This is a genomic window from Emcibacter sp. (assembly GCF_048269205.1).
Lineage (GTDB): Bacteria > Pseudomonadota > Alphaproteobacteria > Sphingomonadales > Emcibacteraceae > Emcibacter.
Genome location: NZ_JBLXJC010000001.1, coordinates 1,221,135 through 1,246,018, shown reverse-complemented (window position 1 = coordinate 1,246,018; position 24,884 = coordinate 1,221,135). Strand labels below are relative to the sequence as shown.

The following is a 24,884-nucleotide window of genomic DNA, read 5'->3' as shown; positions in this document are numbered from 1 at the left end:
TAGCATTAAATGCAATTCATCTATATTTCCCGCTCCCAGTCATGCTGCTCCAGAAGCTGCTTGACCCGTCGCAAATAAGCGGCCGAATAAGCGCCGTCAATGGCCCTGTGATCAAATGACTGGGCAACGACCCCCACCGGCTGAATGGCAATGCTGTCTCCCTGGGGGCCCTCAATAACCACAGGCTTCTTCTGCACCCCGTCCGTCGACAGTATGGCCACCTGCGGAAGATTGATAATTGGCGCGGTAAATAACGTCCCAAACGAGCCTGAATTGGAAATTGTATAGGTTCCGCCCGAAAGCTCGTCCGGCTTCAGGCTGTTTGATCGCGCCCGTTGCGCCAAATCCCGAATGGCCAGAGCAAGACCGGCCACAGTCATCCGTTCGGCATTTTTGATCACCGGCACAATCAACCCTTCAAATTCCATGTCTACAGCGATGCCCAGATTAACCCCGCTGAAAAGCTTCATCCGATCACTCTCCAGATGAGCATTCAGGCGGTCAAATTCACGAAGCGCCATGCAGGTCGCCCTGGCGATAAACGGCAGATAGGTCAGGGAAAAGCCGTGTTGTTTCTTCCAGGCCGCGCCTTTAGCCTGGCGCACCCTGTCCACATTGCCGAACATAACTTCGGTGCCCTGGAACACATGAGGGGCCGTGGTTTTTGCCGCCACCATTTTTTCGGCCGTTTTGACCCTGACCCGGTTGAAGGGAACAATGGCAACACCGTCCCGGTTTTCCGCAAGCGGTGCCTGAACCGGTACAGCCGAGGCGCTTCCGGCAGCTTCCAGATATGTTTCGACATCCTTGCGGGTTATACGGCCGGCAGCACCGGTTCCCGTGATTTTATCCAGATCGAGATCATTTTCCGCCATCAGGCGACGCACTGCGGGAGATAACCGGGCGCGGCCGGCTCCTGATTGCGGTGCCATTTTAACTGTAACTTTGGCTGATGGCTCGGCATCCCCACCCACATTTTCAGTACTGGTTTTTGCATCGTTCTCCGTTTCATCGGCGCTGTGCTCTTCTCCCTCTCCCAAAAGAGTGGCCAGCCTGACACCAACGGCGACGGTTTCACCTTCCTGCACAAAAATCTCCGCCAATACACCACCCACTGGTGCAGGGATTTCCGTGGTCACCTTGTCGGTTTCCACCTCGAACAAAAGATCACCTTTGCTGACGGTGTCCCCTGCTGCTTTCAACCAAACCGCAATGGTTCCCTCTTCCACGGTTTCGCCCAACTGAGGCATGATAATATCCATGATTCACTCCTTACAGGAACTGCCCCCGGCAGCCCTTACCATTCCACTGCGATATACTGGCTTTCAAGAAATTCAAGCAGGCCCTCGTGGGCACCTTCGCGGCCAATCCCGCTCTGCTTCACTCCGCCGAAGGGCGCCGCCGGATCAGATATGAACCCGCGATTTACCCCCATGACACCTGCTTCTATCTGCTGTGCCACGCCGATGGCCCGGCCCACGTTACTGCCGAACACATAAGCCGCCAGGCCAAATTCCGTATCGTTGGCCATCCGGATCACATCCTCGTCATTCTCGAAGGTCACAATCGGCGCCACCGGGCCAAAGATTTCCTCATGCAGGATTTTGCTATCCGGTTTCACATTCACCAGGACGGTCGGCTCGTAAAAGAAACCCGGGCGCTGAGGCGCTTTACCACCGGTCAACACCTGAGCCCCGGCCGCAATGGCTTCATCCACCAGCTCTATGACCTTGTCACGGGTATCTGCGTTGACCAAAGGTCCTACATCCACCCCCTCTTCAAGCCCCGGCCCTACCTTGAGCTCAGCCATGCGGGCAGAAAATTTGGCGCAGAATGTGTCGTGAAGGGAAGAATGCACATATATGCGGTTCGCCCCGATACAGGACTCCCCTGCATTACGCATTTTCGCGACCATGGCGCCTTCAACCGCCTGATCGATATCCGCATCATCCAGAACAATTAACGGGGCATTGCCACCAAGCTCCATGGAACAATTGATTACTTTGTTCGCCGCCTGGGCAAGCAGTATCCGCCCGACCTCTGTCGAGCCGGTAAAGGAAATCTTGCGCACCCGGTCATCAGCCAGCATGGCGGAAACCACTTTTCCTGACTGCCGCGAGGGCACCACATTGACCACGCCAGCCGGCACACCGGCCTCTTCCAGAAGACTGGCGAGAGCCAGTGCTGTCAGCGGTGTTTCCGAGGCCGGCTTGAGTATGGTGGTGCATCCTGCTGCCAACGCCGGGCCGATTTTCCGGGTCGCCATGGCGGCCGGAAAGTTCCAGGGGGTGACAAGAACACAAACACCCACCGGCTTATGAGAGACCAGAATATTGTTATTCCCCGCAGGCGATCGGGAGAACTGTCCCAGACTGCGCGGCGCCTCTTCCGCATACCAGCGGAAGAATTCAGAAGCATAGGCGACTTCACCGAGCCCCTCGGCATAGGTTTTACCTTCTTCCAATGAAATCAGCCGGGCAAAATAGTCCTTGCGCTCGACCATCAGCTCAAAGGCCTTGCGCAAAATTTCCGCCCGCTCCCGTGGAGAGGTTTTAGCCCAGTTCTTTCCCGCTTCATGGGCAGCGTCAACCGCCCTGAGACAATCCTCAGGTGTGGCGCTCGACACATGGGTCAGGACTTCTTCTGTAGCCGGATCGTATACCGGAAACTCGGCACCGTCGCCGGCCTTTTGCCAACCGCCGTCAATATAAAGTTCCGTCGGGACGGTTGAGAGTATATTTTTCATCACATCACCCCATGTTTCTTTCGATGGTTTCCACAATGCGTTCCACAGACGGAACCGTGGCATCCTCCAGGTTATCCGAAGACGGCAGGGGAACGTGCGGTGTTGTAATTCTGGTCACCGGCGCATCAAGATCGTAAAAACATTCCTCCATGACAATGGAGGATATTTCCGCACCCCAGCCGCACAGGCGGGGGTTTTCCTCGACCGTAAACAGGCGTCCTGTTTTTGAAGTTTCAGCAAGGATCGTTTGCGTGTCCAGCGGCACCAGAGACCGTACATCAATCACGGTCAGGTTAATACCTTTGCCTTTCAGGATTTCTGCCGCTTTCACTGCCCTTGGCACCATCGCTGCCAGGGCGACAACGGTAGCATCATCACCACGGGTCAAAATTTTCGCCTTGCCCAGTTCATCCACCAGTTCACCGTCCGGCACTTCGCCCTTCATGGCATAAAGGGATTTATGTTCAAAAAAGAGTACCGGGTCCGGGTCGCGAACCGCAGCGGCCAGAAGCCCCTTCACATCCGCCGGACTGGAGGGCGCCACCACCTTAATGCCGGGAATAGCCATAGCCCAGTTTTCCACACTCTGGGAATGTTGGGCGCCGAACCGTGAACCGCCGCCGTTGGCCGTACGGATCACCAGCGGCACCTTGACCTGACCATTGGTCATATACCGGGCCTTGGCGATCTCGTTGGCGACCATATCCCAACATACCGCCAGAAAGTCGGAAAACATAATCTCGGCAATGGGCTTCAATCCCGTCATGGCCGCACCCATGGCAGCCCCGAGAATGGCATTTTCAGAGATGGGAGTATCAATCACCCTCTTCTCGCCGAACTGCTCCAGCAATCCAACAGTGGCTTTGAACACGCCACCTGCTGCCGCTACATCCTCGCCCAGGAACACCACATTTTCATCCCGCGCCATTTCCTGCGCAATTCCTGCTGCAACAGCATCCCTGTAGGTTAATTGCGCCATGCTGCACCTCCATCTGCCCATACATCTTTATCAATCAAATCAAGCGGCGGCGGCGGGGAAGCCTTGGCCTCTTCTGTCGCGTCATCAATGACTTTCTGGATTTCTTTCTCCAGCGCCGTCAGGTCTTTGTCAGCAAATCCACCCTCAATGAGACGCTGGCGGTACATGGGGATGGGATCCTTGGCCAGCCAGGCTTTTACTTCCTCATCGGGCCTGTATTTACCCGGATCTGCACGGGAATGCCCCTGGTGACGGTAGGTTTTCGCCTCGATCAGAGAGGGGCCCTTCCCCGCCCGGGCCTTTGCATAGGCATCCTGGGCCGCTTTATAGACCTCGTCCGCATCGTTGCCGTCGACAATGATTGGATCAAGACCGTAGGCAGAGGCCCGGTCAGCGCCCGGATGCTCCACTGCGGTCACCTTGCCGATGGACGTATATTCCATGTAAAGATTGTTTTCACAGACGAAAACCACCGGCAGCTTCCAGACGGCCGCCATATTCAGGGCCTCGTGAAAAGTTCCGATATTTGTCGTACCGTCACCGAAAAATACCGTGGTCACCTGCCCGGTATCCTTATATTGCGCGGTCCAGGCGGACCCCAGCGCAATACAAAGCTGGGCGCCGATAATTGCGTAAGAGCCCATGGCGCCATGCTCCACACTTGTCAGGTGCATGGAGCCGCCCTTGCCGCCCAGAATACCGCATTCACGACCCATCAGCTCCCCGAACATGGCAGCAACCGGAGCGCCGCGCACCAGGGTATGGGTATGCCCCCGATAGGTGCAGAAGGTATAGTCTTCCTTCTTCATCGCCACACCGAAACCAGCCGCAACAGCTTCCTGCCCCAGAGCCAAGTGGTTGGTCCCCTTGACCAGATTTTCGAGAAACAGATCCGACGCACGTTGCTCGAAATAGCGCGCCAGAAGCTGGGTCCGGTAAAGCTCCAGCCCTACCTCGTTACCTTTACTTTTTGACATTTTTCACATCATCCTGTTAGTCAGAACAGCCGTTCGGCAGATCAGTATTTATTGGCAATGAAAAGTTCCTGGGCCGGGAAATGGGTGATTACCCGGCACCCGTCTGCTGTCACCACGACCTCTTCCTCAATACGGGCGGCACCATTGCCATCGGCTGCGGGACAATAGGTTTCCAGCGCAAAGACCATGCCTTCCTTCAATTCAAAGGGATTATCCAGGGACACCAGCCGGCTGATAATCGGCCGTTCATGAAGGGCAAGACCGAGACCATGACCAAACTGCAGGCCAAAGGCCTCCATTTCATTTTCAAAACCAAATTCCTCGGCCTTCGGCCAGACAGAGGCAATCCGGTCCGTGGTCATACCCGGACGAACCAGATGAATTGCCGCATCGATCCATTCCCTGGCCTGATGATAGGCATCATGTTGAGCCTGGGTCGCCAGCCCCACATTCAGGGTGCGGTAGTAACAGGTGCGATATCCCATATAGGACTGAATGACATCAAAGAAAGCCTGGTCACCCGGCCGGTACATTCTGTCGGTAAAGTTATGGGGATGGGGGCTGCAACGCTCGCCGGAAACGGCATTGATGGCCTCAACATCATCAGAGCCCTGTTCGTACAGGAACTGATTGGCCATGGCGACGATCTCGTTTTCCCGAACACCCGGCTTCAGCATATCTGAAATTTTCTGATAGACGCCATCCACCATGGAGGCTGCCATGTTCAGCAAGATGATTTCATCCATGCTCTTGATTTCGCGGGCATCCAGAAAGACCTGCTGGGCATCCACGACCTTCAGACCTTCTGCCTGCAGGGCGAAAAGCATCGGCGGTTCACAGACATCGACGCCGAGCGGCATATCTGCAAGCCCTTCCTGTTCCAGCAAATATTTTATTTCCTGGGCCGCCTGCTTGAACAGCCCCGCATCTTCCGCCACTGATCCGCGCAACCCGAGCATCCCTGCCCGGCAGTGATCCTGTTCCAACCAGGGCGCATATAGCCTGTGATGAGCGGCAGCAGAGCCGAAATCCCAAAGGTAGGGTTTGGCAGACACCGTGAAGAGCGCATAGCGACAAATTTTATCCCGGGACCATTCCCCGATCACACTGCTTGTCAGATAGCGGATGTTGTTATTGTCAAAACAGAGAAGCGCGCCGATATCGGATTTTTCCAATGCCGCCTTTGCCCGGGCCGTGCGATAGTTATGAAGACGGCGAAAATTCACTCGCTCTTCAAAATCCACTGCCGTCCGGCCAGGCGCCGGAATTGGCCGGTCCCAATTCCATCCCGGATTGATATCTTCTGGCGTAATGATAGCCGGTTCCACCACGTTCTTACTGTTCATGTCTCACCTGTTGTTGAAATCCTTAATTGCTCCCGCTCAAGTAACCATCGCGAAAGCTTGATGTGCAAACGTTTGCATTTAAGCTATATAATTCCATGAGTGTGGTCAAGTGTTATTTTCATCACAACGACCTCCCCTGCCGCCATCACCACCACAAATAAGCCCATTGCAATCGTTTGCATTTTTTACCAAGATATCCTATATATGGAAATGTAATTCTACAGTTGCCTGCCAGGAGAAAATATATGCCAACCTACACCTATGAGACAATTCCCCAAAATGAAGACGAACAGGCAGAGCGCTTTGAAGTATTTCAGAAAATGTCTGATGCCCCCCTCGCCACCCACCCCGAAACCGGTGTTGCGGTGCGCAAGGTTATTGCCAGCAGTTTTGCCATGAAACGTAAAATCGTCAACGGTGGCGTTAACATCAGTCGGGCAAGTGCGGGGGCCGGCGCCTGCGGGTGCGCCACAGGAAAGGCACCGGGACTGGAACATAATCCCTTCCGGCGCGCCCAGCGCGGCAGTGGCGTCAATAGTAATACCCATAGTTTCGGCCACAAAAAACACAATCACCAACACTAGACTGAAAATATCGATTACGGACGGACAGGAACTGCCTCCCCACGGCCGTTTTCGATTCAGATTGCGGCCCGGGCAGACAGGGTTTCCAGATACATTTCCCTGTTTTCAATCGGCTTACGTGCAACATTGCTGGCTGCCGCTGCTTCTGCCACAGCAAGCGACACCCTGCCTAACAACCTGTCATCAAATGGTGACGGAATGACGCAATCAGGACCAAATGCCCAATCCGCAGCAGCCTCCCGTGCAATCCCGGCTATCGCCTCTACGGCCGCCAGCTTCATTTCCATGGTGACCGCAGTGGCACGCACATCCAGGGCGCCCCGGAAAATATACGGAAAGGCCAGAACATTATTCACCTGGTTGGGATAATCAGAACGTCCGGTACCAATGATGGCTTCCGGGGCAACTTCCCTGATCAGCTCGGGTGCAATTTCCGGGTCCGGATTGGCCAGAGCGAAAATTATCGGCTTCTCCGCCATGGACTGCACCATTTCCGTATCCACTGCGCCGGCCACTGACAAACCGATAAAAACATCAGCACCGCACATAGCGTCCTTCAAACTGCGACAATTGGTTTCAACCGCATGGGGTTCTTTCCAGACATTCATCCCGTCCTTGCGTCCTTTATAGACAACCCCGCGACTATCACACATCAGGATATTTTCGCCGGGAAAGCCCAGGTGCTTCAGCATTTCGATGCAGGACAGCGCCGCAGAACCGGCTCCATTGACCACAACCCGGCTCTGCCTTCTGTCCCTGCCCACCAGTTCCAGGGCATTGAGAATGCCAGCCGCAACCACAATAGCCGTGCCATGCTGGTCATCATGAAAAACCGGCCGGTCCAGTTTGGCCTGCACTTCCTTTTCGATAGTAAAACAGTCGGGCGCCTTGATATCTTCCAGGTTTATACCGCCAAAGCTGCGCCCGATCACCCGGACACAGTTGATCACCTCATCAACATCCTTGCTGTCCAGCTCAATATCGAAGGCATCTATGTCGGCAAATCTTTTGAGCAATACAGCCTTGCCTTCCATGACCGGTTTGGCCGCAAGCGGATCGAGATCCCCGAGCCCCAACACTGCCGAGCCGTTGGTGACTACCGCCACCAGGTTACCCAGCGAGGTATAGTCGTAAGCCCGGTCAGCATCCTTTTCAATCTGGATGCAGGGCCAGGCGACCCCCGGCGAATAGAGAATTGACAGATCACGGGCAGAAGCCAGGGGTTTGGTGCTGAGCATACCCAGTTTTCCCGGCCGGCCGGAAGCATGTAGGTCAAGAACCTCCTGCTCTGATACTTTTTCAAAGTCTTTACGCATCTGGCGGTTCCCTAGATATGAATAGCACGATCATCTGCATCCAGCACCGCCTCATGCATCACTTCCGAGAGGCTTGGATGAGGGAATATCACATGCGCCAGATCGTCAAGTTCCGCGCCGACAGTCAAAGCAATGACATACCCCTGTATCAACTCGGTCACTTCTGCACCGACCATATGGGCGCCGAGGAGTTCGTTATTGTCCGCATCAAATATAACTTTGACAAACCCTTCGGTTTCCCCGATGGCTATAGCCTTGCCATTCACAGAGAGAGGGAAGCGCCCTACCTTGATGTGACGGCCTGCCGACAAAGCGGCCGGTTCGGTGTAGCCGACGCTGGCGACCTGCGGATGGCTATAGACACACCCAGGAATATAAAGTTTTTCCATGGGCCGGACATGGCTGTCACCGGCAATTTTTCTGACACATATCAAGGCTTCGTGGCTGGCTTTATGGGCAAGTCTTGGTGCCTCCACCAGATCGCCGATGGCATAGAGGCCGGGCTCATCCGTCTCCAGCCATTCACTGGTTCTTATAAAACTACCCGTCAGTTTGGCAGCGGTGTTTTCAAGACCGATATTTTCTGTATTGCCCACAACGCCAATAGCCACCAAAACCCGCTCTGCTTCAATCTCTTCCGTCGCATCACCGGCGACAAGACGCCCCTTGACCTTGTCTCCGGAAACCTTATCGAGCTCGAAAGACGTTCCGGTTTTTACCGACACCCCTTGCCTGGCGAACTGTTTTTCCACAAAGGTGGAAATTTCAGGATCTTCTGTCGGTAAAATTCTTTCTGCCATTTCCACCAGGGTCACTTTCGTCCCCAGACTTTGATAAAAACTGGCAAATTCAGCCCCGATTGCCCCTGCCCCGATCACCAACAATGATTTTGGAAGTGCCTTTGCACTCAACGCTTCCCGATAAGACCAGATATGTTTGCCATCGACTTCCAGACCCTCGGGAAAACGCGCCCGGGCACCCGTTGCCAGAATGATGTGGGGCGCTGTGAGGTGTCTGCTTGCCCCGTCATTCATGACAACGGATATCTGTTTATTTCCTTCCAGCCTGGCAAACCCGCTAACCAGGTCCACCTTTGCTTTTTTCATCAGAAACTGAACACCCTTTGAAAGCTGGTCGGCCACCTTTCTTGAGCGCGCGATCATCTGCTTAAAGTCGAGCTTTGGCTCACCGATCTTGAAGCCGAATTCAGCTGCATTTTCCAGGATATGGCCAACCTCTGCCGACCTGAGCAGCGCCTTGGTGGGTATACAGCCCCAGTTCAGGCAGGTCCCGCCAAGACTTTCCGCCTCCACCAATGCCGTCCTGAAACCCTTGCGCGAGGCCTCGATAGCCGCCACATAGCCTGCCGGACCGCCACCAATGACAATCACATCATATGTTTCCATCTCTGCCGTCATTTCCCGTTTTCCTCAAGGACCTTGTTAAGGGCCCATTAAAAATAATGCAATCGTTTGCATTTGGATATCAGAATAGTTTTCGGAATGCAATCACCCTTTCACTTTTTCATGCTTATTGGAAGTCCGTCAGGGGGTTGGGGCACGGCCGCCACCCGGCAGCCAGTCTGTTACCGCCCGATTGAAGGCACGACGCTCTTCCAAATGCGCCACCCAGCGACGAATATTTGGATAGGGCGTGAAGTCATAGCCCTTGCCGGTCAGCAAAACATATTGCACGACCCAGGTAATATCAGCGAGGCTATAGCTGTCCCCGACCAGATAGGTGCGCCCTTCGAGTTGAGCTTCGACACGCTCAAAACTATCCTGGAGGATGGCAACCGCGGCTTCAATATCTTCCGCCGGAAAGCCTTCTATGCTTTTCCAGTGGAACTCCACCAGTTCCCGCCCCGGGGCCAGCTTTTCATACCGGTCCATTTCTGAACGGTCCTTGGTCACCAGTCCGGCCTTGCCATAGACAAAGGTCTTTACGCCTTTGACATGGATTTCCCCTGCCAGATCAATCCACCTACGGATTTCTTCACGGCTGTTGCTATCCTGTGGCAAAAAAGCAGGCTGGGGATATTTTTCCTCCAGATAATAAAGAATATCGATGGAATCAGTTACCGGCACACCATCATCAACAAGGGCCGGCACCAGGCCATTTGGATGGATACGGAAATAGGATTCCGTCAGATTTTCCCTTTTCACCAGGTTGAGATGATGACTGGTCCAGGAAAGTCCCTTCTCCTCCAGCAACAAACGCACCCGCGTTGAACAGTTGGACACATTGGTATGGAAAAGATGCAGCCCTTTCAGGTTTAAAACTTCGGCATCATTACATTCACGTATCGGCACGGCTTGACTTCCCAGGATAATGACTTGAATATTTAATGCATACGTTTGCATACACCTTAGGAGCAATTTTCCCGCCTGTCAACTGGTGGAGTGAAACGGGGCATGTAAATTATCGGATATCATGGCTAAAAGAATGCCCCAAAACCCTGGCTTATATTTGTGCCTTAAGGGGCGTTAATCCTTGTAACCGACTGGATGGCCACAGGTTTCACCAACATCTGTCCACTGGTATATTCAAGTTCATCGCCCATGGGCTGAATGGTTGGCATCTTCTGAACCCGACGCACGATATCCATGCCGGTGATGACTTTGCCAAAAGCGGCAAACCCCTGGCCATCGGGGTTACGCATCCCCCCGTAATCGAGACTTGGCTGGTCGCCGATGCAAATAAAAAATTCAGATGTCGCACTGCCCGGCTTAAAGCGTCCCATTGAAATCACGCCATCCTTGTGAAGAAGACCACTGCTTTTAGTCGTTTCATGAACCACAGGCGGAAAGACTTCTGTTTCGACATCCATTCCCCTGCCCCCCTGGATTACCTCGATCCTGATGTTATTTTGGGCCTGGTTGTCCTGACGCACCACACGATAAAATTCACCGCCGCTATAATACCCCCCGTCCACATAACGGAGGAAATTTTCGACAGTCGCGGGTGCCCGTTCAGGATATAGTTCCAATAGGATATCCCCTGCATCTGTTGCCATCAGAACCCTGACAACCTCGGAAGCCATAGCACCGGTTATCGTTACCAGAGAGAGGGTTAATGAGACGAAAAGAGAGAGTATGATGTTCCGCATAGCTGTATCCTGACTACGATCTGATTGAATTCACGAAATAATTTCGCCGTTTTTCATCACCATTGACAGGTTGTGACTATCCCCTGCCAACAGAGATATATCCTCAAGAGGATTGCCATTCACCAAAAGAAGGTCGGCTAATGCCCCTTCGGCTACAACACCCAGCTCCCCGGTTTTATTGAGGATCTCCGCATTTACCGAAGTCGCGGATCTGAGAATCTCAAAAGAGGACTGCACTTCTTTTCGAATGAGAAATTCTTCTGTCTGATGCACATGCATTTCACCGATCAAGTCAGTACCAAACCCGGTTTTAATCCCGGCGGCAACCGCATTTTCAAGGCTTTGCAGACCTGCCCCACTCACCTCATCCAGTTTGCGGAATTGCTCATCCGTAAAGCCGAATCTCCGGCCTTTGTCGCGCAAAGCTTTGTAAGTGACCAAAGTCGGTACAAGAAACACATCTTTGTCGGTCATATAATGTGCCGTATCCAGGGTGAGGAAATTTCCATGCTCAATTGTTCTTATGCCAAGATCAACCGCCTTGCGGATCTGCCGGTCCTGATAGACATGGGCCATGACATATGAACGGCGACGATTTGCCTCATCGACAGCAGCTCTGATTTCAGCATCCGTGAACTGACACAACCACACAGGGTCAGTTTCCGATGAGATGCCACCGTTGAGCATAATTTTAATCTGATGGGCGCCTTTGCGGAATTCCTCCCTGACGGCCTTGCGTATCTCATCCTCACCATCGACAACTGCAACCATATGGCCCTGGTGGGATGCGCAAAGACACGGTTCAGTGTGAGATCTGGACCGCATATCCCCATGACCGCCGGTCTGGGTCAATGGCCTGCCTGAACAGAATATACGAGGCCCGTTGATGATCCCCGTACGGGTTGCTTCCGCCAAACCAAAATCGGCGCCACCCGCATCACGAACCGATGTAAAACCGCGGCGCAGGGAAGCCTCTAATAAATTGGTTGCGGCGGGATATAATAATGAAGGAGGGATTGTCGCCAAATCATACCCGCTGACCTGCACCAGGCAGGCGTGGTAATGAGCGTCAATCAATCCCGGCATCAGGGTTTTTCCCTGACCGGAAATAACAGACGCACCGGGAAGACGAACTTCCCGGTGCGAAATTTCTTTTATGCGCCCCTGCTCGATAACCACATGATGATTTTCCATGATCTCCGGCGAAAGGCCGTCAAAAATATCAACATTTTCGATCACTATCATCGTCATGACGGGTCAGTATTCCTGATGAACAGACGAACAGTTGCGCCTTACACCAAAAATCAGAATTCAGTCTTGGCAGTGAGACCAATGGTACGCGGCTGAACGCGAATTGCCCCATCCGGATCAAACGGTGCCCGACGCAGTGACCGTACAACGCCACGACTGTCAAACAGGTTGTCGGCAAACAGGGAAACTTCCATATTGTCCCATGTTACGCCAACCCGGATGTTAGCCAGATTATAGGCGTCCATATCCCGATAATCGGCATAGGCCCGGTTGAACTCAGTCTGACGATGTCCGACATGCTGGTAGTTGAGCCAGACAAATCCGTCCATCTCATCAGACAGCTGATGAACATATTCCAGTGTGGCATTGAGGCTGAATTCCGGAACATAAGGCGCACGGTCACCGGAAACAGCGTTCAGGCTCGGAATGTCCGTATCCAGGTTGGAATTCATGTAAGTACCGCCAGCGCTGAAAGTCAGGCCTTCAACAAGGTTGGCGCTTACTTCGAACTCAACCCCTTTACTGGTCAGGTCCGTCACATTCTCACGGTAACCGAAACCGCATTCAAAGCGGCGGCTGGTCTGCACGTCATCCCATTTAATCAGGAACACAGCTGCATTGACCATCAACTTGCCGTCCATCATACGGCCCTTGACACCGGCTTCGTAGTTCCAGGTTTTATCAGGTGCAAAGGTCTTGAGGGTATCAACGTCGATACCCAAGGCATCAACTTCAGCACCACAAACATCCAGCGGAATGGAGGCATTGATACCACCATAGCGGAAACCACGGGCCACCTGGCCATAAACCAGCATATCGTCGGTCAGGTCATAGGAAACGTTAAGCTTGGGATTAAAGCCGTCAGCTTTACCCTGGGCCGGATTATCCGTTTCCGCGCCACCGGCAATGATACCGGATACATATGTGGCAATATCCTGTTTCCAGTTGAAATAACGCAGTCCGGCCGTAACAGTCAGCTTGTCAAAGCTATAGTAAGCCTCACCAAACAAGGCAAACGACTTAACTGTCAGATCATCCGTACCGTAATAGATGTAATCGGTCGGCGCGCCAAAGTCGGAAGCAGGAACGCCCAGCACGTCATCGGAACCCGGAACAGGCCAAGTATTTTCATAGGCCACGTCTTTCTGGTCAAAATAGGTGCCGACCGTCCACTGAAGCGGGCTATCCGTAGTGGAAGCAACGCGTAGTTCCTGAACAAAAGTATCTGTCTTGGTGAAATCAACAAGTTCGTGCGGTGTCAGATCGCCAAATCCATCTACCAAAACATAAAACTGGTCCAGTGACCGGGGGTTGATCACATCACGTTTGAAGTATGATGTTGAAGAGACCAATTCAGCTGCGCCCATATCATAAGTCATGGTCAGGTTGTAAATCTGCATCTCGTCATCATAGCCGTCAAATGACGGATAGTTCCGGGCCAGTTCCCCGGCGGAGTCCACATCTTCAGGACGACCGTTGTCGGAATAATCATGATGCATGAATGTGAAATCAAGCGTGAGGGCATCATTGACCTGGAAGCGCGCGGCAACTTTCACACCTTTAGACGTGCCGTTGTTCACGTCTTCTGCTTCGTGGCCTGCCAGTACATTGTCAATATAACCGCCGTTGCTCAGGAAGTAACCGCTGGTACGCAGGGCAATCTTGTCTTCAATGATCGGCACATTGACCAGACCTTTGAGGGAATAGTTCTCTCCGCCTTTGTTGATGGTGGACAGACCGACTTCCGCCTTGCCTTCCACTTCATTCAGGTTCGGCTTCTTGGAAACCAGGCGAATGGTTCCGGACATGGAACCGGCACCGTACAAGGTTCCTTGCGGTCCGCGCAGAACTTCGACCCGCTCAAGGTCAAACAGGCTCAGCTCAGGATTAAGTGCACCCATGGAAATCGGAATTTCATCCAGATAAACACCCACTGTTTCCTGGTTCTGGGTATCATTGTCGTTACCGCCACCGTTGGAAACGCCACGGATTGCAATACGGGTCCGGCCCGGACCGTTTTGATAGGCCGTCAGGCTGGGTACTGTACCAAGAATATCGGTAAAGTCATTGGCGCCCATTTTCTCGATCCTGGCTTCCGATACCACATTAATGCTCATCGGCACATCCAGAAGTGTCTCGGAGCGTTTCCGGGCAGTCACAACAATTTCATCAAAGTTGGTCATATTTGCCGCTTCTTCGGCAGACGCCAGGGTCGATACAGCGAATCCGCCCGACAGCAAAATGCTTGCAAGAGCCGTTGTCTCTGTCAGTCTCTGGGACAATCGCTTCCGATTGTTGAAATCAGGTGTAGTTTTCATTCCTCATCCTTTCGAAAGGTTCAGTGCAGCACATACCGCAGGGCTTTTTGTTTATTAAGGAATGCCACTAGTAGCAGAAACAACTTGCCAAGAATGATGAAGTCGTACGAATGAATGATGCAATGATCAGAATATATGAAATATATCTTACAACAGCCTGATAACCTTTGGTAAAAAACCATACTGTTTTTTAAAAGCAGCCGTGAAATTCGTCGGATGTTCATAACCGACAGCCTCGGCAACTTGGGAAATACTCAGATTGCGGTCCTGGAGAAGCTCGCGCGCCTTGTTCATCCTGTAACTCTGCGCAAATTCGGCGATTGTCACGCCGAACATTTCCCTGAATTCCATACACAGCCGGGTACGGTTAAGCCCGACCTTTCGCGCCAAAACCGCTATCGTCGGCGGAGAACGGTAATTGGCAACCAAAATACGCTGCGCTTCATAGAGTTTCATTTTCAAGGTATGCGCCGGGGTAGCCAACACCGGTGTTGCCTTGAAGTCATCCTCGATTTCCTGGAACAGCCGGCAAATCAGCTCCGCTGTTTTGGCTTCGGTGAAAATCCGCCGCCGCGCACCCTGATACGGCATACGCAACAAATCAAGAATATTGTTCATCATGCCAGGGCTCAGGGGAAAGTTATACAGGTTTTTATCCCCTGCATCTCCGAAAACCACATCCTGGAGATGCGACGGCAAACTGGCGCGATCAACGCCAAACCCCTTGTATAAGAACTCTGGTTTCATATGAAGCGTAACCGAACTGAGATGACTGTCGTTGGCAATAGACAAATCAAATTTCCGGTCTTCTTCCGTATAGATAATGGACGCTGACGCCGGAGGGATTGTCACGTTATCCAGATTGTCAAACATCAGGCCGTAATCACCTGACAGCACGAAACGCAGGGTTACCAAATCCCTTGTCGGGACGATCTCCTGACTATAGGGAGCGTGATAATGTCCTTCAGCAAGACATATCAATAATTCATTATTCGGCCTGTAAAGTTCCCAATAGCCCTGTGCGACATCATCATTCAGTTGAAGTCTCAGGCCGTTATCCGTATCTCCGAACCGGCTTATATCCAGAAACTCAAACCGTTCCGGTTCAGCATGATAAGCTTCGTTAAAGCCCTCATAAATTCTGTTGATGTCACTTTGAGTAGGTACTTGCATACGCGGCACATCACATTTGGAAACGTGGTTTTCCAGCCCTCGCACTATTCAACTGGAAGAATGCCGGGAATATATCAGAATATTCGCAAAATAAAAGGAGCATGTCTGGGTTCGACCATACTATTGGATGATCGAAAACCCCTGAAACCTGGCAAACATTTTGTAGAAAGTTGGAAACATTGAGCCATCCTTTTGTTAAGTTATTGAAACTTAGGGATGGTGACCCCTACGGGACTCGAACCCGTGTTTCCGCCGTGAAAGGGCGGCGTCCTAGACCACTAGACGAAGGGGCCAACTTGGCTTGGTGAGGTGGTTTCTAACCGTTTCACCGGGTCCGGTCAATAGCTATTTCCCAAAAAAATGACTTTTTTGTAAAATCGCCCGACCAGCCTTTGTTATCAGCGGACAGGCGCTGCATCGTCGATAAAGATTTCCGCCGATGTCCGGCCATTCCAGCTGTTGTTTTTCAGGGTTCCCGCCACATGAATATACTGTCCCCGGGATCCCAGAATAAGTTGTCCCAGGGGCTGCTCGGCAGAGCGGAAAGCCATGCCCTTGATGGTGGTGCCGTCCCTGCCCTGCAAAGAGCACTTTACATGGTCCTGGCCGACCACATCCGCATAAGTCACCTTCATATGCGAAAGTGCAAAACGCGGCTGGGCATTGCCCTGACCGTAGGGGCCGACCCGGTTGAGCGCGTCCACCAGTTCCGGGCGCACCGCCGAGGCGGCAAGCGCCCCGTCCAGTTTCAGGCTCAACCCCTCGAGCGCTTCGCCCACCTGGCGACCAAGACGGTCTGCGAGAAAACCCTCGAACTCCTCCAGGAGCTCCCCGGACAGGGTAAGGCCTGCCGCCATGGCGTGGCCGCCGCCATTGATCAACAGCTCCTCCTGCCGGGCTGCCGTCACTGCCGCCCCCAGATCAACACCGGGAATGGAACGGCCAGAGCCCTTGCCAATTCCGTTCTCGTCAATACCGATGACAAAGGTGGGACGCTGGTAAAATTCCTTGAGCCGGCCCGCGACAATACCAATCACACCCGGATGCCAGCCATCGCCATGGGCGATTATCACTGTCGGCACCTCGCCTGCCGGGCCTATTTTCGCGGCCACCTGTTGCTTTGCCTGCTCCAGCACCATCATTTCGATGGCCTGGCGTTCCGCATTATACTGATGCAGTTCCCGGGCCAGGGTTTCGGCCTGCAGGCGATCATCCGTAGAAAGAATTTCAAAACCGGTCTCGCAGCGTCCGACCCTGCCGCCGGCATTAACCCGGGGGCCGATCAGGAAACCGGCATGATAGGTGCCCGGGGCTTCAGTGGTGCCACAGACGTCCAACAGAGCATTGATGCCCGCATTGCCGCGACGGGCCATGATTTTCAGCCCCTGGGCCACCAGCGCCCGGTTTACACCCTTTAGCGGCACCACATCACAAATGGTTCCCAGCGCCACCAGATCAAGCCACTGCAACAGGTCAGGTTCCCCGATGCCCTGTTCCTCGTACCAGCCACGCTTTCGCAATTCACGGCTCAGGCCCACGATCACCAGGAAGGACACGCCAATAGCGGCGAGCTGGCCATAGCCCTCCTGCTCGTCCAGCCGGTTCGGATTAACCACAGCCACGGCCCTGGGCAGGGCGGGTTCAGCCTGATGATGATCGACAACAATGACCTCAAGCCCGGCCTCGGCCGCGGCCTCCAGCGGTGCGAAGGAGACAATGCCGCAGTCGACGGTAACGACCAGTTTTGCGCCCCGCTCTTTCAGTTTCAGAAAGGCGTCCACATTGGGGCCGTAGCCCTCTTTCATGCGATCGGGAATATAGGCGATAAGGTCCCGGCCAAGAGCCGAAAAAAAGCGCCTGAACAGGGCGGAAGAGGTGGCACCGTCCACATCATAGTCGCCAAAGACGGCAACCTGCTCGTTGTTCATGACGGCGTCGGCAAGACGGGCACAGGCTGCGTCCATGTCCCGGAAGGAAGAGGGATCCGGCAGACTTTCCCTGAGGGTGGGATTCAGAAAGGCCGGGGCATCCTCGATGGAAACGCCCCTGCCCGCCACCACCCGGGCGATAATTTCGGATACATTATTCTGTTGGGCAATAGCCTGGATTTCACGGTATTCAGCGGGCCTGACTTTCCAGGCCCGCCCGGTAACGGATTTTTCCACACCGAGCAGAAACTCACTCTGTTCCGTGTCAGAAAAAACTTCCGTCATCAGTTTGTCTTGCGTTGATGTTCACCCTTGATCCAGCGCACGGTCTTGGTCTTGGAGCGCATCACGACGGAATCTGTGGTGTATTTCTTACCGTCAGCAGAACTGTGAACACCGCGCAGCATGGTGCCGTCGGTCACACCGCTGGCCGCAAAGATCACTTCGCCGCTGGCCAGATCCATGGTGTTATATTTACGATCCAGGTCCTCAATACCCCATTTGCGGGCGCGGCCACGTTCATCATCATTCCTGAACAACAGACGTCCCTGCATCTGGCCGCCGATACAGCGCAGGGCTGCAGCCGCCAGAACACCTTCCGGTGCGCCGCCCGACCCCATATAGATGTCAACGCTGGTTTCCGGGTTTGTCGTGGCGATCACACCGGCCACATCGCCATCACCGATCAGTTTAATACGGGCGCCAGCTTCGCGGACAGCCTTGATCAGGTCGGCATGACGAGGACGATCCAGGATACAGACCAGCATATCGCTTACGCTCTGGCCCTTGGCGTCAGCCACCGCCTTGATATTTTCTGCCGGCGTTTTGTCCAGGTCGACAATTCCCTCTGGAAGACCAGGTCCGACAGCAATTTTATCCATATAGACATCGGGAGCATTGAGCATGTGACCTTCTTCTGACAGAGCGATCACCGCCAGTGAATTCTGATCAGCCTTGGCAGCAATAGTCGTCCCCTCCAGCGGGTCGAGAGCAATATCTACTTTCGGTCCGTTACCGGTACCTACTTCCTCACCGATATACAGCATAGGTGCTTCGTCACGTTCCCCTTCACCAATCACCACACGGCCCTGGATATCCATCTGATTGAGGGCATCACGCATGGCGTCCACAGCGGCGGCATCTGCTGCCTTCTCGTCACCTTTACCCACCAGCTTGGCCGCAGCTACAGCTGCTGCTTCGGTTACCCGTACAAGTTCGAGGACAAACAGACGGTCCATATTTGATTCAAATGACATTAGCTCACAATTCCTCTTCTGGTGATTTCCCGATATATTTCATTCTCTCCCGAGACGAGAGTATTCCTTTACGAGTGTTTTTTCAAACAGTCTCACAAATTTTCAATCCGGATGGCCAGCGGTTCCTCCTGCACGGAAGACAATTCACCGATCCTGTTCAGCGCCTCGGACAATATTTTTTCCTGTATTTTATGGGTCACCAGGACCACATATACAGAACCGTCCTGTTCATGCCCCTTCTGCAACATAACATCAAGAGAAACGTCATGTTCCTTCAGGATAGATGTAATATCAGCAATCACACCCGGTTTTTCCTGGACATGCAGACGAATATAGCAAGCGCCTTCATGTTCACTTATCGGCACCGGTGCGGCCTTTTTCAATTCACCTGACGGTACGAAGAAAGCAGGCCCGGTATGACCGCGGGCGATATCAATGATGTCTGCGACAACGGCGGAAGCGGTCGGCCCCTGACCGGCACCGCGTCCCTGATAAAAGGTCCTGTCGATGAAGTCGCCTTCCGCAACAACGGCATTAAAAGCATCCTCCACCTGGGCAATGGGTTCATTCTTTTTCACCAGTGCCGGGTGCACACGCTGCTCCAGCCCCTTTTCGGTCAGCCGTGTAATTCCCAGAAGCTTGATCCGGTAGCCGATTTCCCTTGCATACTCGATATCCACAGCTTCGATCCGGCGAATACCTTCAGTATAGACATGTTCGAAATCGGTCTCGGTGGCAAAGGCCACACTGGAAAGGATCGCCAGCTTGTGCGCGGTATCAATACCATCCACATCGAAGGTGGGGTCAGCTTCCGCATAGCCCAGCCGCTGGGCCTCGGTCAGCACTTCTTCAAAGCTCTGTCCTGTCGCTTCCATTGTGGTCAGGATGTAGTTGCAGGTCCCGTTGAGAATACCGTAAACCAGATTAAGCTCGTTCGCCGCCAACCCCTCACCAATAGACTTGATGATCGGGATACCGCCGGCAACCGCTGCCTCATAGCGAAGAGCAACGCCTGCCTCCTGGGCGGTATTGGCAAGATCCGCCCCGTGATGGGCCACCAGTGCCTTGTTGGCGGTGACAAAGGACTTGCCCGCCGCCAGCGACTTCTGCGCCAGCTCCTTGGCAATACCGTCAGAGCCGCCGATCAGTTCGACAACCACATCGATGTCATCCTGGCCGGCAAAATCCAGGGCATTGTCAGACCACTGATAACCTGAGATATCAACCCCGCGGTCGCGCGCCCGGTTGTTGGCGGATACTCCCACGACTTCAATGGAGCGACCGCAACGGGACCGGATCAGGTCCTTATGGGTTTCCAGAATTTTGACCACACCGACACCGACTGTTCCCAGCCCCGCGATAGCTACTTTCAACGGTTTACTCACTTGTTCTCTTCCCTGTTTTTCAGGTGCTGTCTGGATTCCTCCAGATATTCATCGCTTTTCGACATAAAGCGTTTGATGTTTCGTACGGCCTGACGGATACGTTGCTCATTTTCCACGATGGCAATGCGCACGTACCCTTCACCATATTCGCCAAAACCGATCCCCGGCGAGACTGCCACCTGGGCATAGGTCAAAAGCTGCTTGGCAAACTCCATACAGCCCACTTCCTTCCATTCCTCGGGGATTGGCGCCCAGGCAAACATAGTCGCCCGGGGCGAAGGAATGGACCAGCCCGCGGCTTCCAGCCCCTGCACCAGCACATCCCGCCGCGCCTTGTAAATAGCGCGAACCTCGTCGATATAATCCTGCGGACCATTCAGGGCCGCCGTGGCCGCCACCTGGATCGGTGTAAAGGCGCCGTAATCCAGATAGGATTTAACCCGTGTCAAAGCACTGATCAGTTTCTCGTTGCCGGCAGCAAATCCGATCCGCCAGCCCGCCATAGAATAGGTCTTGCTGAGCGAGGTAAACTCTACAGCAATATCCTTCGCCCCTTCCACTTCCAGAATGGATGGCGGCGGTGTGTCGTCAAAATAAATCTCCGAATAGGCAAGATCGGAAAGAACCCAGATACCGTGCTTGCGGGCAAAAGCCACCACTTTTTCATAAAATTCCAGGTCAACCACCTCGGCCGTAGGGTTGGACGGATAGTTCAGCACCAGCGCCAGCGGCTTTGGCACACTGTGGCGCACGGCCTGCTCCAGGCTTTCCATGAAATTTTCCTGGGTGCCCGGCGGCAGATGACGGATGGTTGCCCCGGCGATGATAAAACCGAAATGATGAATCGGATAGGTCGGGTTCGGCACCAGGATCACGTCACCGGGTGCGGTAATGGCCTGAGCCAGATTGGCAAGACCTTCCTTGGACCCCAGCGTTACAATGGCTTCATTGTCAGGATCGATATCCACGTTGAAACGCCGCTTGTAATAGGCGCACAACGCCTTGCGCAGCCCGGGTATGCCCTTGGAGGCGGAATAGCGATGGACCTTGGGGTCCGGCAGGGTGGCCACCAGCTTGTCCATGACATGCTGTGGCGGCACCAGGTCCGGGTTTCCCATCCCTAAGTCAATGATGTCTTCACCGGCCGCTCGCGCTTTTGCTTTCATCGCATTGACTTCGGCAAAAACGTAAGGCGGTAATCTTTTGATCCGGTAGAATTCTGACTCCATTGGAAACTCGCTTAAATTGTCGATAAAAATGCCGGTTCTTCCAGCAGAAAGTCTCTTTAGCAGTTATTTGCCGGAACGAAAACATTCATTCACCGAAAATATGAAAAAAATAAGGAAAAAGTGCTGTCATATGAATGACAAGCCCCATAAAATAGTATTTGCGAAAGTATATAGTCTTTCATTTGGGTCTGACACTAAGGAGAAGGTCTATGGACAAAGACATGCCGGACATGGAACAGTTTACTGATAACATGAAGGCATATGCGGAAAAGTTCCAGAAACTTGCCAGCGACTTTCTGGAGAAGCAAAAAGAGCATCCATCCTCCGCAGATCCCGATCCCCTGAATCTTTCCGGCGCCATGATGGAGATGACCAAATATTTCGCCGAAAACCCCGAGCAGATTGTCGAAAAACAAGTCAATCTGTGGAAAGACTATATGAAACTGTGGCAATCCACCGCCCAAAAAATGGTCGGGGAACAAAATGTCGAACCGGTTGTCCGCCCTGACAAGGAAGATCGAAGGTTCAAGGACAAGGATTGGGAAGAAAACCAGGTTTTTGATTATATCAAGCAATCCTACCTGTTGACTTCCAAATGGATCGAGGACCTGGTAAACGAAAACCCGATTGCCGACAGCCATGAGGGCCGGAAACTCAAGTTCTTTGCCCGACAGTTCATCGATGCCATTTCGCCGACCAACTTTGCCATGACAAACCCGGAAGTGATCCGCGAGACCATCGAAAAGAATGGCAAGAACCTGCTTGCCGGCCTGGAAAATATTGCCAAGGACATTAATCCCGAAACCGGCGAATTCCGAATCCGCATGACCGATGAGACCGCCTTTGAGCCGGGCAGAAATGTGGCCAGCACCCCGGGCAAAGTGGTTTACCAGAACGAACTGATCCAGTTGATCCAATATGAGCCAACAACCGAAAAGGTCTACAAGACACCCATCCTGGTCACACCGCCCTGGATCAACAAATTCTATATCCTGGACCTGAGACCGGAAAACTCCCTGATCCGCTGGCTTGTTGAAAAGGGCTATACGGTCTTTGTCATTTCCTGGAAAAACCCAGACAAAAGCATGGCCGAGCTTGACTTTGATGACTATATGACGCTTGGGCCGCTATCCGCCCTGGGCGCCATTGAGGATGCCACAGGAGAAAAATCCGTCAACGCTATCGGTTATTGTATCGGCGGCACCCTGCTGGCCTGCACCCTTGCCTTCCTGGGCGCAAAGAACTCCATTGATCGGGTAAAGAGCGCCACTTTCCTCGTGACCCAGGTTGATTTCAGTGAATCAGGTGAGCTGCAGCTGTTTGTTGATCAAAGACAGCTTGCGGCAATGGAAAAAATGATGATGGAGAAAGGCTATCTGGACGGCAGCACCATGGCCCAGACCTTCAACATGCTGCGCTCGAATGACCTGATATGGTCCTTTGTCATCAACAACTATCTTTTGGGACGGGATCCCTTCCCCTTCGACCTGTTGTACTGGAACAGCGATTCAACCCGTCTGACCCGGGCCTGCCATACCCAGTACCTCAAGGAAATGTACCTGGAAAACAATCTGGTCAAACCAGGCAAGCTTGTGCTTCACGATACCCCGATCGATCTTTCGAATATCACCATCCCCACCTATATCCAGGCCGCCCAGACGGATCATATCTGTCCCTGGAAGTCGGTCTATAAGGCGACCCAGCAGTTCAGCGGCAAAAGACGTTTCATGCTGGCAGGGTCCGGCCATATTGCCGGCGTGGTCAATCCCCCCTCCGCAAAGAAATACAATCACTGGGTAAACAAGGAAACTCCGGAAAGCCCTGATGTCTGGCTTGAACAGTCGGAGGAACACCCCGGCTCATGGTGGTCGGACTGGCACAAATGGCTGAAAGGGAAATCCGGCAAAAAAGTTCCCGCCAGAATTCCCGGAGACGGCAAGCTTGATGTTATCGAGGATGCCCCCGGCAGCTATGTGAAAATCCGGTATTAGTCCATTTGTCTTAACATAAGAAACAATGAATTTTCACTTACATTTATCACTTTATATCCTATAAAGCGAAATAACAGGGGGAGTTATAATGGTTGGGCCCGAGACAAAAAATAACCATATTCTCATTTCAGATGTCACTCTGAGAAAACTGGAGGATGGTCAGGAACTTTCCGCCAACATTAATGGCGAGAAAGTCTGGTATAATTTTCCAACTGAATTTCCCGTCCGGGCCCGGCCGGAGCCGTTCCTACCTCTCGCCCTTTTTGAAGCGATGCTAGACAATGTACCGGTCGTAATTGACCCTGAATTCCCTCTTTCAAGAGAAAATCTGAAGAACCTCGAAACCTTCCAGGACATCATGACGTGCTGGAATACAGACCTTAACAAAGTGGACATCAAGGCAACAACAGGTGAACTTGAACCAGCAGGGGAAAATGTCTATTGCTGCTTCTCCGGCGGTGTGGACAGTACATACAGCTATGCAAGGCACCAGGATGAAATCACCCACCTGCTGACCATTCAGGGTTTTGATTCATCCGGCTTCAATGACCAGGTCTGGCAGGATACTATCGGAATCCGCAAAAAATTTGCGGACCAGGAAGCCGTCAGGCTGGTTCATGTCAGCAGCAACGTCAGAAACTATTGTGAGGGACGCAGGTTGCCCTGGAGTCCGGTCCATGGCAGCATACTCGCCTGTCTCGGCCTGACACTAAACGCCAGAAAGCTCTATATCCCTTCCACATTCACATATAACACGCTGTTTCCCTGGGGCTCACACCCCTTGCTTGATATCCAGTGGTCGAATGAAAATACCGAAATTATCCACGACGGACTGGAGGCGGCCCGAAGCCAGAAAACAGCCTATTTAACCAAATATCAAAACCTGCTGGATCATATTCAGGTCTGTTGGGGATCTTCACACAGCAACTGCGGTCACTGCCCGAAATGTGTCCGCACCAGCCTCGTCCTGAATATACTGGGGAAATCTTCTGCAAATCTGCCTGATTATAAAACCCACGGGGATATCAAGGTCCTCAAACCGGCAGGCTATACCACACTGGCCTATTTTGACGACCTCATATTCTTTGCTTACGAGCACGACCGGCACGATATCGTCAGGCAACTTAAATCCATGCGGAAAAAATTTGTCATCAAACATGCGCTCCAGACCATCGGAAAAACACTTGTCGGCAACTTCGGAAAAAGAATTTATCGCAGGCTCTTTCCTGCCCGGTGGACCTTGACCCGAACAGGCATTATAGCACGGAATTCGATCCTTGATGACTGAGGGTAGTT

General features: G+C 53.0%; 18 protein-coding genes, 1 tRNA gene and 1 pseudogene. 3 read left to right on the top strand and 17 right to left on the bottom strand.

Going from position 1 to position 24,884, the window contains the following annotated elements; translation table 11 throughout:
- Positions 1 to 20: 20 nt before the first annotated feature.
- The 5 genes from ACN0YD_RS05830 to ACN0YD_RS05810 are packed head-to-tail and all read right to left on the bottom strand — an operon-like array spanning position 21 to position 6,048.
- Complete coding sequence (locus tag ACN0YD_RS05830; protein WP_417317747.1) at positions 21 to 1,262, bottom strand: dihydrolipoamide acetyltransferase family protein; 1,242 nt, start codon at positions 1,260 to 1,262, stop codon at positions 21 to 23.
- A 35-nt stretch (positions 1,263 to 1,297) separates the two neighbouring features.
- Positions 1,298 to 2,746, bottom strand: a complete 1,449-nt coding sequence (locus ACN0YD_RS05825) for an NAD-dependent succinate-semialdehyde dehydrogenase (protein ID WP_417317745.1) — start codon at positions 2,744 to 2,746, stop codon at positions 1,298 to 1,300.
- Between the two features lie 4 nt (positions 2,747 to 2,750).
- Positions 2,751 to 3,725 carry an alpha-ketoacid dehydrogenase subunit beta gene (locus ACN0YD_RS05820; protein ID WP_417317743.1) on the bottom strand — a complete coding sequence of 325 codons (975 nt, stop codon included), beginning with the start codon at positions 3,723 to 3,725 and terminating at the stop codon, positions 2,751 to 2,753.
- Positions 3,713 to 4,702 carry a thiamine pyrophosphate-dependent dehydrogenase E1 component subunit alpha gene (locus ACN0YD_RS05815; protein WP_417317741.1) on the bottom strand — a complete coding sequence of 330 codons (990 nt, stop codon included), beginning with the start codon at positions 4,700 to 4,702 and terminating at the stop codon, positions 3,713 to 3,715. The genes ACN0YD_RS05820 and ACN0YD_RS05815 overlap by 13 nt, the downstream gene beginning before the upstream one ends.
- 41 nt (positions 4,703 to 4,743) lie before the next feature.
- Complete coding sequence (locus tag ACN0YD_RS05810) at positions 4,744 to 6,048, bottom strand: M24 family metallopeptidase (protein ID WP_417317738.1); 1,305 nt, start codon at positions 6,046 to 6,048, stop codon at positions 4,744 to 4,746.
- A gap of 245 nt (positions 6,049 to 6,293) precedes the next feature.
- Here ACN0YD_RS05810 and ACN0YD_RS05805 point away from each other — a divergent pair, with 245 nt between their 5' ends.
- Complete coding sequence (locus tag ACN0YD_RS05805) at positions 6,294 to 6,632, top strand: FmdB family zinc ribbon protein (protein WP_417317736.1); 339 nt, start codon at positions 6,294 to 6,296, stop codon at positions 6,630 to 6,632.
- Between the two features lie 68 nt (positions 6,633 to 6,700).
- On the opposite strand, the pseudogene ACN0YD_RS05800 reads toward ACN0YD_RS05805, so the two are convergent.
- The 12 genes and pseudogenes from ACN0YD_RS05800 to ACN0YD_RS05745 form a co-directional block, all read right to left on the bottom strand.
- Positions 6,701 to 7,948, bottom strand: a pseudogene (locus ACN0YD_RS05800) (malic enzyme-like NAD(P)-binding protein); the annotation flags it as partial.
- An 11-nt stretch (positions 7,949 to 7,959) separates the two neighbouring features.
- Positions 7,960 to 9,366 carry a dihydrolipoyl dehydrogenase gene (gene lpdA, locus ACN0YD_RS05795; protein WP_417317734.1) on the bottom strand — a complete coding sequence of 469 codons (1,407 nt, stop codon included), beginning with the start codon at positions 9,364 to 9,366 and terminating at the stop codon, positions 7,960 to 7,962.
- A 126-nt stretch (positions 9,367 to 9,492) separates the two neighbouring features.
- Positions 9,493 to 10,260 carry a glutathione S-transferase family protein gene (locus ACN0YD_RS05790; RefSeq protein ID WP_417317732.1) on the bottom strand — a complete coding sequence of 256 codons (768 nt, stop codon included), beginning with the start codon at positions 10,258 to 10,260 and terminating at the stop codon, positions 9,493 to 9,495.
- A 164-nt stretch (positions 10,261 to 10,424) separates the two neighbouring features.
- The gene (locus ACN0YD_RS05785) at positions 10,425 to 11,057 is read right to left on the bottom strand and encodes a peptidylprolyl isomerase (protein ID WP_417317730.1); all 633 of its coding nucleotides are present in this window, start codon (positions 11,055 to 11,057) and stop codon (positions 10,425 to 10,427) included.
- 30 nt (positions 11,058 to 11,087) lie between these two features.
- Positions 11,088 to 12,308: an amidohydrolase family protein gene (locus ACN0YD_RS05780; RefSeq protein ID WP_417317728.1), complete on the bottom strand. Its 1,221-nt coding sequence runs from the start codon at positions 12,306 to 12,308 to the stop codon at positions 11,088 to 11,090.
- Positions 12,309 to 12,361: 53 nt separating this feature from the next.
- Positions 12,362 to 14,626 carry a TonB-dependent receptor gene (locus tag ACN0YD_RS05775; protein ID WP_417317726.1) on the bottom strand — a complete coding sequence of 755 codons (2,265 nt, stop codon included), beginning with the start codon at positions 14,624 to 14,626 and terminating at the stop codon, positions 12,362 to 12,364.
- Positions 14,627 to 14,773: 147 nt separating this feature from the next.
- Positions 14,774 to 15,799 (bottom strand): helix-turn-helix transcriptional regulator, encoded by a 1,026-nt coding sequence (locus tag ACN0YD_RS05770; protein WP_417317724.1) that lies wholly within the window; start codon positions 15,797 to 15,799, stop codon positions 14,774 to 14,776.
- A gap of 217 nt (positions 15,800 to 16,016) precedes the next feature.
- Positions 16,017 to 16,092 (bottom strand) — tRNA-Glu (locus ACN0YD_RS05765).
- Between the two features lie 105 nt (positions 16,093 to 16,197).
- Positions 16,198 to 18,012 carry a single-stranded-DNA-specific exonuclease RecJ gene (gene recJ, locus ACN0YD_RS05760; RefSeq protein ID WP_417317723.1) on the bottom strand — a complete coding sequence of 605 codons (1,815 nt, stop codon included), beginning with the start codon at positions 18,010 to 18,012 and terminating at the stop codon, positions 16,198 to 16,200.
- A complete protein-coding gene (glpX, locus tag ACN0YD_RS05755) occupies positions 18,012 to 18,983 on the bottom strand; it encodes a class II fructose-bisphosphatase (RefSeq protein ID WP_417317721.1) in 972 nt (323 codons plus the stop codon). Before glpX ends, recJ begins: the two co-directional genes overlap by 1 nt.
- Before the next feature lie 92 nt (positions 18,984 to 19,075).
- Complete coding sequence (locus ACN0YD_RS05750; RefSeq protein ID WP_417317719.1) at positions 19,076 to 20,368, bottom strand: homoserine dehydrogenase; 1,293 nt, start codon at positions 20,366 to 20,368, stop codon at positions 19,076 to 19,078.
- Positions 20,365 to 21,597: an LL-diaminopimelate aminotransferase gene (locus tag ACN0YD_RS05745; protein ID WP_417317717.1), complete on the bottom strand. Its 1,233-nt coding sequence runs from the start codon at positions 21,595 to 21,597 to the stop codon at positions 20,365 to 20,367. Before ACN0YD_RS05745 ends, ACN0YD_RS05750 begins: the two co-directional genes overlap by 4 nt.
- Before the next feature lie 209 nt (positions 21,598 to 21,806).
- Here ACN0YD_RS05745 and ACN0YD_RS05740 point away from each other — a divergent pair, with 209 nt between their 5' ends.
- Both ACN0YD_RS05740 and ACN0YD_RS05735 read left to right on the top strand, forming a co-directional pair.
- The gene (locus tag ACN0YD_RS05740) at positions 21,807 to 23,588 is read left to right on the top strand and encodes a PHA/PHB synthase family protein (protein ID WP_417317715.1); all 1,782 of its coding nucleotides are present in this window, start codon (positions 21,807 to 21,809) and stop codon (positions 23,586 to 23,588) included.
- A gap of 88 nt (positions 23,589 to 23,676) precedes the next feature.
- Complete coding sequence (locus tag ACN0YD_RS05735) at positions 23,677 to 24,876, top strand: hypothetical protein (protein WP_417317713.1); 1,200 nt, start codon at positions 23,677 to 23,679, stop codon at positions 24,874 to 24,876.
- Positions 24,877 to 24,884 lie beyond the last annotated feature (8 nt).